The organism is Moorena sp. SIO1F2 (assembly GCF_010672755.1).
Taxonomy (GTDB): Bacteria; Cyanobacteriota; Cyanobacteriia; order Cyanobacteriales; family Coleofasciculaceae; genus Moorena.
This window is the reverse complement of the sequence record NZ_JAAHFV010000134.1, coordinates 1-15560: the sequence shown is the minus strand read 5'-3', so window position 1 is coordinate 15560 and position 15560 is coordinate 1. Positions and strand designations below refer to the sequence as shown.

Annotated in this window: 16 protein-coding genes; 5 read left to right on the top strand and 11 right to left on the bottom strand. The window is 43.9% G+C overall.

Annotated elements, in window-relative coordinates:
• Positions 1-55: 55 nt before the first annotated feature.
• From F6J94_RS17080 to F6J94_RS17065, 4 genes are all read right to left on the bottom strand, one after another.
• On the bottom strand, positions 56-2266 hold the full coding sequence (locus tag F6J94_RS17080) for an AMP-binding protein (protein ID WP_293042484.1): 2211 nt from the start codon (positions 2264-2266) through the stop codon (positions 56-58).
• Positions 2267-3199: 933 nt separating this feature from the next.
• Positions 3200-4555: a precorrin-6y C5,15-methyltransferase (decarboxylating) subunit CbiE gene (gene cbiE / locus F6J94_RS17075; protein ID WP_293042481.1), complete on the bottom strand. Its 1356-nt coding sequence runs from the start codon at positions 4553-4555 to the stop codon at positions 3200-3202.
• A gap of 422 nt (positions 4556-4977) precedes the next feature.
• Positions 4978-5592, bottom strand: a complete 615-nt coding sequence (locus F6J94_RS17070) for a cobalt-precorrin-8X methylmutase (RefSeq protein ID WP_293023385.1) — start codon at positions 5590-5592, stop codon at positions 4978-4980.
• Positions 5593-5647: 55 nt separating this feature from the next.
• Positions 5648-6454 (bottom strand): DUF1868 domain-containing protein, encoded by an 807-nt coding sequence (locus tag F6J94_RS17065; protein WP_293023387.1) that lies wholly within the window; start codon positions 6452-6454, stop codon positions 5648-5650.
• A gap of 24 nt (positions 6455-6478) precedes the next feature.
• Here F6J94_RS17065 and holA point away from each other — a divergent pair, with 24 nt between their 5' ends.
• The 4 genes from holA (at position 6479) to ureE (ending at position 9726) form a co-directional block, all read left to right on the top strand.
• Entirely contained in the window at positions 6479-7471 is a 993-nt protein-coding gene (gene holA / locus F6J94_RS17060) for a DNA polymerase III subunit delta (RefSeq protein WP_293023390.1), read from the top strand.
• Positions 7472-7674: 203 nt separating this feature from the next.
• Positions 7675-8187, top strand: coding sequence for a DUF4168 domain-containing protein (locus tag F6J94_RS17055; RefSeq protein ID WP_293023392.1), 513 nt, complete (start codon positions 7675-7677; stop codon positions 8185-8187).
• A gap of 309 nt (positions 8188-8496) precedes the next feature.
• Complete coding sequence (locus F6J94_RS17050) at positions 8497-8943, top strand: DUF4168 domain-containing protein (protein ID WP_293042478.1); 447 nt, start codon at positions 8497-8499, stop codon at positions 8941-8943.
• Positions 8944-9294: 351 nt separating this feature from the next.
• On the top strand, positions 9295-9726 hold the full coding sequence (gene ureE, locus F6J94_RS17045; protein ID WP_293042475.1) for an urease accessory protein UreE: 432 nt from the start codon (positions 9295-9297) through the stop codon (positions 9724-9726).
• A 51-nt stretch (positions 9727-9777) separates the two neighbouring features.
• On the opposite strand, the gene F6J94_RS17040 is transcribed toward ureE, so the two are convergent.
• Positions 9778-10167, bottom strand: coding sequence for an alr0857 family protein (locus tag F6J94_RS17040; protein WP_293023398.1), 390 nt, complete (start codon positions 10165-10167; stop codon positions 9778-9780).
• On the bottom strand, positions 10139-10702 hold the full coding sequence (locus F6J94_RS17035; protein ID WP_198954014.1) for an HNH endonuclease: 564 nt from the start codon (positions 10700-10702) through the stop codon (positions 10139-10141). Before F6J94_RS17035 ends, F6J94_RS17040 begins: the two co-directional genes overlap by 29 nt.
• 428 nt (positions 10703-11130) lie before the next feature.
• Here F6J94_RS17035 and F6J94_RS17030 point away from each other — a divergent pair, with 428 nt between their 5' ends.
• Entirely contained in the window at positions 11131-11472 is a 342-nt protein-coding gene (locus F6J94_RS17030) for a hypothetical protein (RefSeq protein WP_293023401.1), read from the top strand.
• Between the two features lie 139 nt (positions 11473-11611).
• Here the strand turns inward: F6J94_RS17030 and F6J94_RS17025 are convergent, their stop codons facing one another.
• The 5 genes from F6J94_RS17025 to F6J94_RS17005 all read right to left on the bottom strand — a co-directional run bounded on the left by F6J94_RS17025 (position 11612) and on the right by F6J94_RS17005 (position 14959).
• Positions 11612-13051: an S-layer homology domain-containing protein gene (locus F6J94_RS17025; RefSeq protein WP_293042473.1), complete on the bottom strand. Its 1440-nt coding sequence runs from the start codon at positions 13049-13051 to the stop codon at positions 11612-11614.
• Between the two features lie 166 nt (positions 13052-13217).
• Positions 13218-13418, bottom strand: a complete 201-nt coding sequence (locus F6J94_RS17020) for a hypothetical protein (RefSeq protein WP_293042470.1) — start codon at positions 13416-13418, stop codon at positions 13218-13220.
• A 278-nt stretch (positions 13419-13696) separates the two neighbouring features.
• Entirely contained in the window at positions 13697-13951 is a 255-nt protein-coding gene (locus F6J94_RS17015) for a type II toxin-antitoxin system RelE/ParE family toxin (RefSeq protein WP_287253693.1), read from the bottom strand.
• Complete coding sequence (locus F6J94_RS17010; protein WP_293023410.1) at positions 13951-14211, bottom strand: type II toxin-antitoxin system Phd/YefM family antitoxin; 261 nt, start codon at positions 14209-14211, stop codon at positions 13951-13953. The genes F6J94_RS17015 and F6J94_RS17010 overlap by 1 nt, the downstream gene beginning before the upstream one ends.
• 493 nt (positions 14212-14704) lie before the next feature.
• Positions 14705-14959 (bottom strand): hypothetical protein, encoded by a 255-nt coding sequence (locus tag F6J94_RS17005; RefSeq protein WP_293042457.1) that lies wholly within the window; start codon positions 14957-14959, stop codon positions 14705-14707.
• Between the last annotated feature and the right edge of the window lie 601 nt (positions 14960-15560).

Here is a 15560-nt window from a genome sequence, read left to right as displayed (position 1 = left end):
ATCCCATCAACGACGAGCCAAGAGCCTATTTCGTTTGGGATTTGATTATCTGCGCTCAATTTTCACCAATCTTGACCACCAGTTCCCAGCTTTTCTTAACTCTCTCCATTTTTTGTCCTGTACTTAGCTTACTGACAACTTTACCTTCTGTTTCCTCAGCTAGCTCCGAATAATTTTCTTGAAGATATTCAGCTAATGTAGCAATTGTTGGCGCGTCAAACAGGGCAACTGGGTGCATAATTTTGTTCAGTTCGTCTTGTAGCTTGTTCACCAGGGCCATTGCCACGATCGAATTCCCCCCCAGTTCAAAGAAGTTATCTTCAATACCGACCGTTGGAATTCCGAGCACATCCTGCCAAATCGAAGCCAGTTGATGTTCTAATTTGTTGCGGGGGGCAATCTTTTCCTTACTCGATCGGGCATTTTGATCACCCAACTGTTTCAGAATTTGGGTAAATTCTCCGGCTTCAAAACCCTTACTCAGTTGTAAGCGTTGGATTTTCCCGATCGCGGTTTTCGGAATCACCTCCCGAGCAACGGGAATCAAGTAATCTGGATTGACCCCGATTTTGGAAATCACCTGCTTTCGAATCGTCTGCAACAGCGGCAGTATTTCTTCATCTTTTTGAGTCGTCAAATGGAAGAAAATCCCTAGTTTTTCTGTTGAGCCACCTCCATCTCGAACCGCACAAGCTGCGGTATAGGAAACTTCGACCCCTTCTACTTCTTCGACTACAGTTTCAATTTCCTGACTGTAGTAATTTGCGCCATTGATAATAATGGTCTCTTTGGCTCGACCGGTCAACACCAAGTGTCCGTTGGTGATGAAACCTAAATCTCCAGTATCAAACCAACCATTTTCTATAAAAGATGCCTGATTCGCTTCAGGATTTTTATCGTAACCTGGAGAAACTGCATCTCCAGATACTTGCAAGTGACCTATAGTATCTTCGGGCAAAATCGAATTTTCTTCATCGACAATCCGAATCGTTACTCCTGGGATAACTGGCCCTAGATCTGCGAAAATGCTGCTGTTGGGATGTTCTGCCCCGACTCGTTTAATGGTTCCTTTTAAAGAGTCTTTATCTACCCGATGGAACTTTAAAGGAGCCTCTGGTGTGGGCTGATAATAGGTTATCCCCGAACCCAACTCTGCCATCCCAAACGCGGGGCGAATCGCAGTTTTACTCAAACCATAGGCGGCCATCTTCTCCATAAATTCCTCTACGGCTTGGGAAGAAACAGCTTCCCCTGCTGTGAGTAAAAATTGCACGCAAGACAAATCCCAGGTTTGATTTGGTTGTCGTTCCAGCAAGTCATTAACCAGAGAATAGGCAAAGTTAGGAGCCCAGCTATAGTTGACTCTGTATTTATCAATTAAATCCAACCAGTTGAGAGGGCGACCTAAAATATATTCCTTTGCTGCGTAAACTTGTTTGCAGCCCAATTCGATACAACGGATATGCCAGTCGCAGATGCTGCCGATGTGGTCAAAAGGCAGCCAATTGAGGATTACATCTTCTGGTTGATGGTGATTGAGAATATTGGCTCCCCTGGAGCGAGAGATGAGATTGCGGTGGGTCATTCTCACGCATTTGGGGATGCCCGTACTGCCAGAGGTGAGATTAAAAAATGCCGTTTCCTCTGGCTGACTGGGGTAATAGGATTTATCTGGGGCGTTGTGCCTTAAGGTTTCAATGCAGCTTACTTTTTGCTCAGAGCCTGATAAAAAGGACTGGATTTTTTCTGGCAGCTCTTTGTTAGTAATGAGGAAAGGTTTGTCTAAAAATTTCCAAATCTGACGCAGCTTCTTAGCGATCGGGTTAGATTCTACGTAGGTAATAGGTGCTTCCATAATTGTCGGCACAAACCCCCCGAGAATACATCCCCAGAAAGCCGGTATGATGTCCCAACTTTTTTCTAATTGTAAAATTACTTTGTCTTGAGGGGTTAATCCTTGCTTTCTTAAACCCGCTAGGATTTTCTGAGCTTCTTCTAATAATTCTGCATATGATTGGACTATTTCGGAGCCATCTCCCTGGAGATATATAATGCTTTCTCCGACGATTTGCTCTGCTGATCTTTCTAAAACTTGGGGTAGGGTAGTAGGAGCATCCGGGTCAGATGGTAATGGCCCCCCATCTGTTAGAGCCTGGGGCTTCGATTGCTCTTCTAGTTTCTGGGCTAACTGCTCATCTATAGCCGGAATAGTTGTTAAAGCTTGCTGATTCACGTCTGAAGAGTCTTTTTTTTGATTAGTTAACATCTTGTTCTTCTTTGAATTGATTTGTCTTTACAACGCTGATATCCCACTTTCTGAGATTATTGCGGTTTCTTTGTTTCCAAAGCTGGCGTTGCTTAATAAGAGAAGGATTTTAGGAGTTTTGTGGAACCGAAATCTTGGTGGAATGGACATCAAGCCCATTATCAATATTTCCGGGGCGGCAGGATGGCCACCCTACTCCTATTGATTCCTTGATTCAGCAACCCCAAAAGAACACTCTAATCAGGCATTTGATGATCGATAAGTATTCGATATCTCTAACAAAATGGTATTGCTCCTGTTCAGTTTAATTGCTCCCACCTAATCGTTTACCAAATCTACCACACTTTAGGTACTACTGTAGGTTTTGACAGTGTAGTATTTGCGAGTGCTAGGATAACACTTTTTTGTGCATTTGTGAAAAGCCAGTTGATCTGCCGATTTGGGAAAGCTCCCGCCTCCTGTTCATGTATTTCGCCAAGTACAATATATATACCAAACTCAATAGGCATTTTGTCAAGTACAATATATACAAAAGAAATTCCATGGGGTTAATCTGGATATTCAAGATGTTTGGTCTAATACATACCCAATACCTAAAAGCAGAAGAAGAGCTGCCTGTATAGGATACTACAAATTCTTTAACTCCACCCCATGACAACTCTGTCTATATTTTGTGTTTCCTTTTGGTAAAGCCCTTTCAACTTTACATTAATTTTGGTTTTGCTAAGGATATCAGAGTCAACCCATTTCAATTTGTATCAAAAGTTACATATAGCGGTTTTATTTGAGTTGTAAACATAGTCCCAAAGGCCAAGAGGCAATAGGCAACAGTAGGAATAATATCAGCTAATGACACCGCAACTTGTGGGGATATGGGGAGATTGGCAGATAGGGTATCAGAATTCAGCATTTACGAACTCACCACTCTCAAACTCAGCACTTCCAAGCCGTCACAATAGTGATCGGATTGAGAGGATTAAACCGAGTTAGTTTGCCCACAGGTACCGACTTCGATAACTGCACCTGTAACCATTGATAATTCCAAGGATCCCCCCTAACCCCCCTTAATAAGGGGGGGAAAGAATCCCCCCTCCTTAATAAGGGGGCGAAGGAATTTGCTCTAATCCCGCGCTCGGAAGGAGGGAAACGTTTAGATTCAAACCAACTATAGGCTGTATTAATATGCTCAACTGTTGCTAACGCTAACACTAAAATACCATTGAGGTCTAAGCGAGTATCACAGTAATCCAAAATTGAGTGCAAATTACCACCACTACCGCCAATAAAAACCCGATTTGGTGTTGGTAAATTCTTCAAAACATCCGGTGCTGAACCATGAATTGAGGTAACATTAGTAACGCCCAAACGTTGACAATTTTGCTCAATCAAAGTACTCCCCATTGCTGTTTTTTCAATAGCATACACCTGAGAGGTGTTCGATAAACGAGCAATTTCAATGGAAACTGAACCTGTGCCTGCACCAATATCCCAAACTGTTTGCCCTGGTTTGAGGGCTAACTCTCCTAGTAACAGCAGCCTGATTTCTCGCTTGGTCATTAAACCAGGGCGATCGCTAAAACTAGTAAATGTCTGATCTGGTAATCCTAGTATCGGTAACGACTCTGGATCCAGGGATTGGTCAACGGAATCAGGGTGACGTAGTAATACCACCACATTCAGGGGCGCAAAGGTCTGGTTCAATACTGCTTCTACACCAAGACATTGCACCCGTTCATCCATACCTCCCAAATTTTCACATACCCAGAACTGGTAGCAACTGGGTAAATCTAGCGCTAGCAATAATTTAGCGATCGCTTCAGGTGTATTGGTGCCATCCGTCAACACCGCAATCTTGTCAACTCCCTGCTTCAAGGCTGGGATTAGTTGTTCCATAGAACGGCCATGAGCACTGATTACCTTAGCATCTTGCCAAGCCACCTTAATCCGACTGAAGGCCAGCTGAATCGCACTGACATGGGGATGAAACCTGAGGCTTGAGGGGGGAAGTTGGCTTAGGAGCAATCGTCCTAAGCCAAAAAACAATGGATCACCACTGACCAACACTACGATTAGGGTATCGTGATCCGCACCATCGAGCTGCTTACGAATTAATTCAATAGCGTCAGTAAAATTCCCCAATACCACTTGTGACCCTTGGTGGTTGGGAAAATAACCTAAATGGCGCTGACTTCCAACCAATAGCGTCGCTCGTTCTACGAGCTGCTTGACTTGATCAGTTAAGCTAGCTGCTCCGTCTAAACCAATGCCCACTACGTTGATCGAGGTCATGGTTTTGCTGCTATTGCAAAGGGAACAGGGAACAGGGAACAGGGAACAGGGAGTAGGGAACAGGGAACAGGGAGTAGGGAACAAAAATTATCACAATTCATTTAGGATTGCTATATCTGATCTTTAATCTGTTTTCAGAATAATAGGAATTAAGCTGGGAGTGTATTATAGCAACTGGCAAGACACCAAGGACAGAAAGAATACACAAAAGGGAGTTAATCGAAATTTACTCATCTCTTTTTTAGTTACCTTCGGGTCTTGTGGGCTTTTGGGATGTTTCATATCATGTTGAGATAAACAGTTATAAAAAAACATAGCTTCCTTCTGGTAGGTTATCTCCCTCCTCATCCCCTGTTCCCTGTTCCCTGTTCCCTGTTCCCTATTATTGAGTATTTATAACTGTTCAACCGAACATGATATTATTACTCACTCTCCCAAGCTAATACCATCAATCCATTCAAAATAGCTGCAGCCACTGGAGACCCTCCTTTAGCTCCTTCAACTCGAATCTGAGGGATGGATATCTTGGCCAAAGCAGCTTTCGACTCCAGCACTGAAACAAACCCAACGGTTGCGCCAATGACCAAAGCTGGTTTGACCTGAGAGTGGGACAACTGCTCACATAAAGCCAACAATGCCGTAGGGGCATTACCAATCACAAAAATAGCCCCTGGAAATTGCTCGAAACATCGGAGTAAACCAGTTTCCGTGCGCGTCTTTCCTGGCAGAGCGACTGGTGCCTGGTCTACTGCTACGATCAGGGGATTACCAAAGGTTTTTGCCACCATACTAGCTATCCCCTGTTTGACCATTCCTACATCTGTAACAATTGGTGTTCCCTGGCTCAGTGCAGAGATACCAGATGCGATCGCATTTTCACTAAACCGAAGCAGTTGGGTAAATTCAAAATCCGCCGTACTATGGATTACCCTCCGCACAATCCCATACTCAGCTGGATTAAACTGATGCTCCCCAATCTGTTGGTCAATAATGGCAAAACTTTGCTCCATAATCGGATGCATCGACAATGCTTTCATCTAAATCCCCACCCCATACTCTGCTCCAACTCAAACACTAAGCACGCGAAAGCACTCAAAACTCCAAAACTGGCCATTCTGGTTCCCGCAAGAAGCGCATCATATCGTCAAACTTCCTTAATTGAGCCTGCCGAATCGATAGTACACTCCCTTCTACTTCTAAGGCTTGGCCACTTAACTCGAATAGGATATTGCTAATGCGATCGCTATCCAACTCCTGGGGGATATCTCCGAAATATCCTAGAGTGATGTGAGCCGTAAAATGGTATTGCTGTTCAATACCTAGAGCCATTAAATCAGAATTTTGATAAATACACCGACGAAGCTGGGAAATGCGATTGTATGCCTGTTCATCCTGGGGTGCTAGACATACACCAATCGCCCTGGGCATCACCATTAAGCCCAATAGCTGCCAGCTAATAGGATTACCACCATTTGCTAAAGAGGTTTCCTGGCTGATACTGACAGACTTGTCAAAACTTGCCTGTATCGACTTAAGCAGTTGAGTTTCAAACTGTGGATTTTCAGCCGTGGCATCTCGGTAGGCATTTTCCCAAATCAAGTCAGCCAAGGTTAAATGAAAACTATCCGGGGGTATCGGTACCATTAAACCCGGGTCTAGTTGCTGGAGAAGCTCTTTTTGGAGCTGCTGCATGTTATCATAGAATGTTGAGTTATTAGTCTCTTCCTCCCAAGGTGGTGTGATTACAGTGTAACCAGGAAAAGGGGCAGGCTCTCTGCTGCCATTAGGGAGACGTTTAAACTTGGGTGACTCTTGGATATTGAGTAACTGCGATTGATAGGTTGCGGTTAGGGTAAGCCGTGTGACCCGATTTAGATAAGTTTGATATGTATCGTCCAATTTTGCCCCCTTACGTGTTCTGATATGGGAATTTACCTCTATTGGGGAAAGGATGACTTTGCCATGGCCCAAGCCCTGGACAAGCTCCGTCAATCCCTAGTTGACCCCAACTGGGCTAGTTTTAACTATGACAAAATTTCCCCAGACCAACCAGATGCCGTAATTCAAGCCTTGAATCAAGTCATGACTCCTCCGTTTGGCATGGGTGGACGTCTAGTGTGGTTAGTCGATACAACCGTTTGCCAGCAATGTTCGGACAATTTACTGGCAGAATTAGAGCGTACTATACCAGTCATTCCTAAACACTCCGTTTTGTTACTAACTACCCCCCATCGACCAGATCCACGACTCAAGTCCACGAAGTTACTGCAACAGTACGCCGAGATTCGGGAGTTTGCTCTGATTCCCCCCTGGAAGACCCAGCAGCTAGTGCATCGGGTCAAGTCGTACTCCGTTGAATTTGGAGTCAAACTAACCAATAGTGCAGCTGAACTCTTAGCCGAATCCGTTAGCAATGACACCCGACAGTTATTCAACGAACTGGAAAAATTACGACTCTACGCGCTGTATGACAGCCAACCCTTACAAGAAAGTACCGTTGCCACCCTGGTAGTGGCTAATACTCAAAATACCTTGCAACTGGCAGAGGCGATTCGAGCAGGGGATGGGGCAAAAGCCTTGGAGTTGTTAGCTGCCTTGATCAACCAGAATGAACCTCCTTTAAAGATTGTCGCTACCTTAATTACCCAGTTTCGTACCTGGTTGTGGGTGAAGTTGCTGGTGAGTGAGGGCGAAACCGATCCAAATGCGATCGCTAACACCGCCAATATCAATAACCCCAAACGAGTTTACTTCCTCAAACAAGACGTGGAGTTCCTTTCCCCCAAGCAACTCATCTCCACTCTGCGGGTGTTGCTGGAGTTAGACCTCAACCTCAAAACGGGAGCAGACCCCCTTTCAACATTACAAACTAAGGTGATACAACTTTGTGAAATCTTTAACAGTTCAAGAGTTTAGACCAGTCAGTGGCTTCACCCAGGCTAGCTTTAAGGTTGAAGGTTAAATTTTTTTTATACTCATGCTTGATATTTATCCTGTCTGCACTTCCCAATTCCCAGAAGCTCTTGCCTTATGAGGAACTTATCCCCCATAAATTAATTCACATTAAACTAGCCCTTAGTGGTTTTGGTTATTGTTTATTTTGCTTTTAATTGATCATCATGCTCACTGCTAACTCTCTAAAACTTAGCTTGACCCAACTTTTCTCCCAATCTCTACTTGTCGGAGGACTTACTGCTATTAGTTTGCTATCTGGATTTATCCCTGAGCTTTCTGAAGACTCTTATACCCTTGTTATTAGCACTTCAGCCTATGCTCAAGATGTCACCTCTGACATTAGTCCTAATGACGTCACTCAATATGCTGAAGTTCTATTACAAATAGAGCCTATTCGCGCATCTGCCTATGAAAAAATCACTACAATCCTAGGAGAGCCACCAGAAATTTTGTGCGATGACTCCGAGAGCATCAATAAGCTCCCCTCGACCGCCCAAGAGATTGCTAAAGATTACTGCCAACAGTCAGAGGTAATTGTCTCTAAGTATTTTCCCGAAGGAGGAAATAAACGCTTCAACGAAATTACTATTGAGATGCAAGATAATCAAACTTTACGGGAACAGATTCAAAGTGAATTAGTGCGTATTCAACAAGCAAAATTTGACGCTAGCTTTTAGCTAGATATAGCTCTAAGAATCAGCAACTTATTCCCTTGAAGCATAACTTCAACCATAACTTCAACCATAATTAAATGTTTTTGGTTAAAGCGTAAGGCTCTCAACGTTCCTCTTGGGCAAGCAGTAAGACGAGTTGTACACCTGGGAATTATCAATCAAGTTTACACCGATAATGGTATAGTTATCATAAAAAGAACCATAATAGCTAGCCACTAGCAATAGTAAAAAATAGACTAATCCAGCTTTCGGCAAAGCCGACGCTGCGCGAACAGGCTAGCCAGTGCAGGTCGCTGATCTCCCAAAAAACTAATGAGCAAATTTATCTATCCCTTGGGATGGCTTGCCGGAATGATAGTGGTTTTGGTTGGATGTTCTTCCAGTCCAGACCCTGACCCCACGGCAGCTATCCCCACAGTAGCCTCATCTGAAGTGAAGAGTCAGGAATTGAAGAATTACGCCAAAGCTGTTCTGGCGATCGATCAAAATCGTCAAGGTGTCTACGAGGATATTCAGGAATTAACCAAAGACAAGGACAAGATAGTTCCTGAAATTAACTGCACCCAAGTAAAAACCATAGCAGCTCTACGTCGAAATATCCGAGATCTGGCTGTAAACTACTGTAAGCGCTCGAAAACCATTGCTGAAAGTCATGACTTGACCATATCTCGATTTAATTCAATTACGGTTAGCGCTCAATCCGATCAGAAGTTACAACGGCGAATCCACAATGAACTAGTTCGCTTACAACAAAATTGATAATATGTCAAGCTTGTAGGGTGGGCAAAAGCGGTCAGCGGTCAGCGGTCAGCCGTGAGCTAAAGGCTCACGCTGCGCGAACAGCTTTGTGGCACAGGCTTCCAGCCTGTGACTTCACTGAGATTAAACCAATGCTTACCTGTTTTATTTCTTATTAAAAAGCTGATAGCTGATAGCTGATAGCTGATAGCTTACCTTTGCTCACCTTACTTTAATTGGTATTTTTTTTACACGCAAGCTTGTAGGGTGGGCAAAAACAGTTTGGTTCTTTTGAGTATTCACGATCAGATTACTTTGCCCACCCTACTTTAATTGGTATTTTAGTCTGAATTCAGCAATGGTCAATTTCCAATGCTCACCTTTACCAAACGCCTCAGAGCTAATCAGAATACTAAAGTCGGTTTTACCCTCTCCTTGACAGCGGAAGAACGTACCCGAACGCGCCACCGCTTTGAAACAGCGGATGGTGAAAATTTGTATTTGCGTTTGCCTAGGGGCAGTGTCTTGCAGGATGGGGATTTACTGGAAGCGGAAGATACAAAGGTGATGATCCGAATTGCTGCTAAACCAGAACCGGTACTCACTGTCACCTCCCAAAAACCGGTGAATTTGCTGCGAGCTGCTTATCATTTGGGTAATCGCCATGTGCCTTTAGAAGTAACGGCTAGCTATTTAAGATTATCTCCTGACCCGGTTTTGCAGGCCATGTTAGAGCAGTTGGGGGTAGAGGTACACCAGGAAGTGGTACCGTTTCAACCAGAAATCGGTGCCTATCGACATTGAGAACGTTTAAGAGAACTGTAAAAAAAAGGCACACCTAAGTGCGCCTCTTGATCAATCCTTCGGAACAGAAGCCCGATGGTTAGCCTCTTGCCACAGCTGATAGAGAAAAAACTCAACAGCATAGTTCATTGCTGTTACAAAAATTCCCTCTTCATCCTCTGGATCTGACGTTAGCCAGGTGCCTTGTAGGCTTACTTCAACATATTCCGCATCACAAATCGATAATGCGATCGCATCTGTTTTGTCTTGCCGCACAAACACCTCTAATTGCCTGAGGTGGGGCAAGTTAGCTGGTAGCAAAAATGAGGCAGTGCTGGGTTCGATATAGAAACTTGCACCCGCACGGAGCGAGACAAGGGTTCGTGTGGTTACCCATTCTTCTAGGGATTGAGCCAAACGCTCTAGATAAAAGCTATTTTCGGTATAAATCAGTTTCAGCATTACCTGTAACCTCCTCCTCTAACCGATTGATTTGCTGTTGACGCCAAAACTGTTCCGCAAAAGCAACAGCTGGATGCATGGGTGCTTTGGGCTGCCTGGGTAATTTCATTCCCGCTTGGTGGGGAGTGCGGTTGCCTTTAAGGCTATTACAACTCTCACATGCCGTAACGACGTTGTCCCAACTGTGTTTTCCGCCTTTTGACCGAGGAATGACATGGTCAAGGGTTAGCTTTTTGGTGCTGCCACAGTATTGGCACCGATGCTTGTCCCGTCTTAAGACCTCCCGCCGATTTACTGGAGGAACTCGCCAAGTTGGTTCGGTTTCGGTAAGTATCAAGCGGATATGGCTTGGTACCAAGATCACTACACTAGGGGAACGGACTTTGTAGCCCTTACCACCAAAGAAATCGATTGGTTCAGCTTTGCCGGTAACCAACAGAGCAATCGCTCGTTTGATATTGACTCGATTAATAGGTAAGTAGTTTTTGGAAAAAACCACTACCGATTGCTTTAACACCTCAGTTGTGCTTGTCACGGATTGACTCCTCATAAACCAAACCCCCGCTTCTGTTTGTCAGGAGCGGGGGCGTTTAAGATTTTTTAGGGTAGGCTGATTGCTATGTCAGTAGTGCTAGCGTTCGCCTATACCTCCCGCTGTGTCTATTTAGTTTCAGATTGATCTCTGGCCGACAATTGACTGGTTGTGAATCATGCCTTCTATACTCGACTGTTCTCTGTGCGATCGAGTCATATTTGCCCCTAAACAAAAGCTCCACCCATATTGCCCCGAATCCAGAACCGCCGAAGCAGTTGATATCTGAGCAATTGGTGGAGGAGGTTAAATGATGACTCATAGAAGATGAAATGTTTGAAGGCGAAATTTGTGAAAAACGATTTTCAAGCCGCTTTTTAAATACTACACTTGTATTACGGGAATGTCCAGATATTTGGAGGAAAAAATTAATGCCTACACTCACCCGTCAAAACTCAACCACTGATATGGAAGTTACCAGCATCCGTCTGGAGCGACAGTTGAAAGATAAACTCAAAGAACTTTCTGGCACTCAGGGCTATCAAGCTCTGATTCGAGATATTCTCTGGAACTATGTCCAGCACAAGTCTGGTGATTATCGACCTCAATTTTGTAAGTCTGATATCAGAGCCAGCATTCAAGCGATCGCTGAGCGCAAAGAGCGTTGTGTACTAACTGGCAAGTATATAGAACCCCAAGAGCCCATGTTATTAGGACTTACGATCAACGGAGAGATGCTTCCCCTCAGTATCGGTAGTCTGTCCGACTGTTAAGCATTTGCCTCGATACAAGTGAAGAGACATGCGTTCGCTGAAAGCGGGGCTGAGGCCTTTGGCCACGCTTCGCGAACGCCCATCGCATGTCTCTTCTCAATCCTTGACTAGGCACTAACTAGGAACTTTTGTAGGTTAGTTAGCGAGTTGGAACCTTCAACTGTGGCACTTGCGGAAGCTCAAGTTTTGGTGCTTCTAGAACTGCTGGAGCTTCTGGTGTTGCTGGCATTTCTTCAGTGTCCATAGCTTCTGGGATTTCTTCAGTGTCCATAGCTTCTGGGGCTTCTGGCATTTCTGGCATTTCTGGCGTTTTAGTAGCTACTTGGAGATATAAATCAGAACCCAGTGTTAGTGGTAAATCATTTTCCGGATCAATGATTATAGGATTTTGCTGCTCCGGTTGTTGATTAGAATCACCACCAGTTAAGACACCAGTCAAAATATTAACCGCAGCACCTTCTAATGTTTGTGTCTCCGTATCATCAGGCTTAGCATCAGTAACCAGTTTCGAGGTAGCATTGATGGTGTTATAGGATAATTCACCAATTTTAAGTTTTTGAGCCACAAACTGAGTACCAAGAAACTCAGAACCACTATACCGAGGTACTAATTGACCCTCAATCTCGCTGTCTTTTGGAATTAAGACTATTCCTTGATCATTTTTGATGTCCTCAGCCACTAACAGCGTCATATCAATAGTTTCACCACGCTCCACAGCCACCTTGTCTGATACTGTGTAGGCTACATCAATCACTGTGCCTTTGGAAACTTGATATTCCTTAGTTTCAAAGGAGTCATCCTTACTAGTCATTGACTCAGTGGACTCAGTGGAATCAGTTTTTTCAGTTGTCTCAGTTGATTCCATCAGGCTGTCGTCACCCACAGGTTTAGTCTCTCCCGTCAGCTGAGCAATATATTGAGAGGCTGGATGTTGACTAGACAGGGGAGCTAATACCTCTTCATTCACTAAAGCTTGATGAATAAAGGCTGCCACTTCAGCACGGGTAGCAGGTTGACCAAAATCGAGATAGGTTACATTCGGGTAGTTAACCACCATAGCCTTTTCGGTAGCAGCCGCAACGCTATCTTTGGCATAGTCAGGGATTCGGGATAGGTCTTCATAGGAAGAGAGAGTGTTCTTGACTGAAGTGCTAGAGTATAAACCCAAACCATTGGTTAATGACACCAATACTTGTCCCCGAGATAGTGGCGAAGATGGACGTAGTTGGCTATTAGATTTATCCTGCTCAGTTAGGTTACGACTTACCCAATACTCAGCCACTTCACGATCAAATGTTTTGGGCAAGGCTAAATTATTTTCGCTGAAAGCTTGGCTCACCATCGCAGAGAACTGAGCGTAAGTAACAGCTTGATCAGGTTTAAAGGTGCCATTGGCATATCCATTTACCAGGTTTTCTGCTGCCAACCCTTCAATGAACGGTTTTGCCCAATGACCTTGAATATCAATAAAGCTAGTTTGGTTTGGAACCGCAATTACCATCGGCGCAGTCACACCAGTTACTATTCCCAACAGCAACATGGCAGTGCTTGTGGAATTCCAAGTAGACGCACTAGACATAGAACACAACTCTCCTGATTTAGATAACTCTTCCAGATAGCTCAACTCCTTAGTTATCAGAGTTGATAGCCTCTCAAACACCATCCCCAGACGCACAGGTGACCTGAAAGTTCCCAGGTTTTAAAAAAAAAGATCGGTAGAGGTAGGCGAGTCAGATCAAGTCCGGTTAATCAGTTACAAAAGGGAATAGGGAATCGGGAATCGGGAGTCGGGAATCGGGAGTCGGGAGTCGGGAATCGGGAATCGGGAATCGGGAGTCGGGAATCGGGAGTCGGGAGTCGGGGTAAGACGAAAATTTACTGTACCTCGTCAGTATGATAAACGCTATAAAAATGTTTCCTATCTCCCTATTTCCCCATCTCCCCATCTCCCCATCTCCCTACTCCCTGCTCCGAAGTCCCTACTCCCTAAAACCCAGGACTTTCACGCCTCACCTATTTGATAAATACTATAAAAATACTATAGTCATGACTTATCGCCCAACAGCATCCACTTTGTTAACGCACCCTACAAGATGGGCGATTGGCTTTGGCCTTTGGGCCACGCGGGGCGCGTTTGGCCACGCTACGGGATTTACCGTTCGCACAGCGTCGGGCTTTGCCCGAAAGGTCACGCTACGCGAACGCACTATGCAATACCATTATTTTATTCTCCATAATGAGTTTTGGCGCGGTGAATATAGATCAGCTTCTGCTCATTGTCAATTGTGTAAATAATTCTATCTTTATAACTTAAACGCATAGAAAAGAAACCAGCAAGATTGCCCACCAGCTTTTTCCCAGCATAAGGATTTATACTGATCGTGTCCTGAATCATTGTTTTAAGTTTTTGCTTTAATTTGGGCGTAAGTTTGGCAACATCCTTTTTAGCCTCTTTGGTAAAACGAACTTCGTAAACCATCAATCAATATCTCCCAAGACTTCATCTAGGGAGTAGGTTTCATTACTGTTTATTTGTTCAAGGGATCTTTGTAGGCTTTCCCTCATTCCAGGTATTGAAAGTAATTCTAAGGTTTCTTGTAAGCTTTCATAGTTTTTTCGAGAAATTAAAACAGCAGATCCATTAGAAATCTCTATTTCATAAACTTTGTTTTCTTCTGTAACTGATTCAACTAGGTTAATTAACTCTTTTTGGGCAGCAGTAACCGTCAGTTTTTCCATTTTTTTTATTTCCTATTTTTGTTATTATAGCAGTTCTAAAGTCGCTGATTTACTCTGCCCTTGGGGGTGCATCATAACCTTCAACATTTAATAATTAAGAATTAATAATTAAGAATTAATAATTCTACCTTCTGCCTTCTACATTCTTCTACATTCTTCTACATTCTACATTCTACATTCTACATTCTGCCTTCAACCTTCAACCTTCTAACCTTCAACATCCCAACCTTCAACATCCCAACCTTCAACATCCCAACCTTCAACATCCCAACCTTCAACATCCCAACCTTCTAACCTACCCTACGGGAACGCCAAAGGCGAACAACTCCAAAAAAAAATAGCCGCAGAAATACCTTCCACGGCTAGGAAATTTTACTATGCCTGAACTTTGTACACCAACCCAGAAATAATCCGATCCGATTGACCAAAGGTCACCCTAGGGGAACAGATTTGATTTTTGGGCTAGGGGGGGAACCCCCCCTACTAAGTTAGTCTAATCTAGAATTATGTACTTCGTCATAGTGGTGATGAATTCGCCAGGAATTCCAGTCGGCTGAAGAGGGCTCCAGTCGGAAATTTGGGCATAACGCAGTGCATAAAGAGTATACATGGTGTTGCTTATTGCCCGGCGGGAGCCCTTCAGAATGTGCTGAACGGGGTATTTTTTTGGGGAAGGTTCCTGAGGAGTATTACTAGGAGTGATCTCCTCAGGATTGTTTTCTTGATTCGGGCGAAAGTTGTCAGGCATAGTTCAAAATTTGTTTTGAGGTTTATACTATAATAATAACGATTATAGTATAAATTGTCAAGGGTTTTTAGAAATTTTTTTTTGAGGGGTAATTGAAAGAAATTGTACGGTGCTGGAATGGAAGCTTGTTTGAAAAAAAAGGGAATATGGGATAGGGATTGTAATGGTTTTAAGTCACTTTATGAGATAGGAAATACTTAATTGACCAAAGGTCAATCGCAAAGTGCCCCAGAATGCGATCGCGTAGCGGCTCGTACCGAGCATCCCGTAGCGTGACCATTCGCGTAGCGTGGCTTAAAGGCCAAGGTCAATCGCTTCCCAACAGAATTCCATAATCTTATATACTACTTTTTGAATGTAGAGAACCCAGAACCATGAAAAGCGATCACGATGGTCATCATCTCACCCTCGACTCATTCGAGAACGACAGGATCGTTCCCCTGCAATGGAAGGTAATTGGGACTGTTGCTGCCATTAACACTCAAACAACTGACAAAAGTCGTCTACTTCACAGAACATACGGGTGATATCCAAACGCGATAGAATATTGGTCATACCTGGCTCAGACTCAATTGCTTCAAATCTAGTCGAGGGTGAGATA

Coding starts and splice junctions, on each gene's coding strand:
- F6J94_RS17080 (WP_293042484.1), bottom strand. CDS start 2,266: ATGTTAACTAATCAAAAAAAAGACTCTTCAGACGTGAATCAGCAAGCT.
- cbiE (WP_293042481.1), bottom strand. CDS start 4,555: ATGACCTCGATCAACGTAGTGGGCATTGGTTTAGACGGAGCAGCTAGC.
- F6J94_RS17070 (WP_293023385.1), bottom strand. CDS start 5,592: ATGAAAGCATTGTCGATGCATCCGATTATGGAGCAAAGTTTTGCCATT.
- holA (WP_293023390.1), top strand. CDS start 6,479: ATGGGAATTTACCTCTATTGGGGAAAGGATGACTTTGCCATGGCCCAA.
- F6J94_RS17055 (WP_293023392.1), top strand. CDS start 7,675: ATGCTCACTGCTAACTCTCTAAAACTTAGCTTGACCCAACTTTTCTCC.
- F6J94_RS17050 (WP_293042478.1), top strand. CDS start 8,497: ATGAGCAAATTTATCTATCCCTTGGGATGGCTTGCCGGAATGATAGTG.
- ureE (WP_293042475.1), top strand. CDS start 9,295: ATGCTCACCTTTACCAAACGCCTCAGAGCTAATCAGAATACTAAAGTC.
- F6J94_RS17040 (WP_293023398.1), bottom strand. CDS start 10,167: ATGCTGAAACTGATTTATACCGAAAATAGCTTTTATCTAGAGCGTTTG.
- F6J94_RS17030 (WP_293023401.1), top strand. CDS start 11,131: ATGCCTACACTCACCCGTCAAAACTCAACCACTGATATGGAAGTTACC.
- F6J94_RS17025 (WP_293042473.1), bottom strand. CDS start 13,051: ATGTCTAGTGCGTCTACTTGGAATTCCACAAGCACTGCCATGTTGCTG.
- F6J94_RS17020 (WP_293042470.1), bottom strand. CDS start 13,418: ATGGGGAGATGGGGAAATAGGGAGATAGGAAACATTTTTATAGCGTTT.
- F6J94_RS17015 (WP_287253693.1), bottom strand. CDS start 13,951: ATGGTTTACGAAGTTCGTTTTACCAAAGAGGCTAAAAAGGATGTTGCC.
- F6J94_RS17010 (WP_293023410.1), bottom strand. CDS start 14,211: ATGGAAAAACTGACGGTTACTGCTGCCCAAAAAGAGTTAATTAACCTA.
- F6J94_RS17005 (WP_293042457.1), bottom strand. CDS start 14,959: ATGCCTGACAACTTTCGCCCGAATCAAGAAAACAATCCTGAGGAGATC.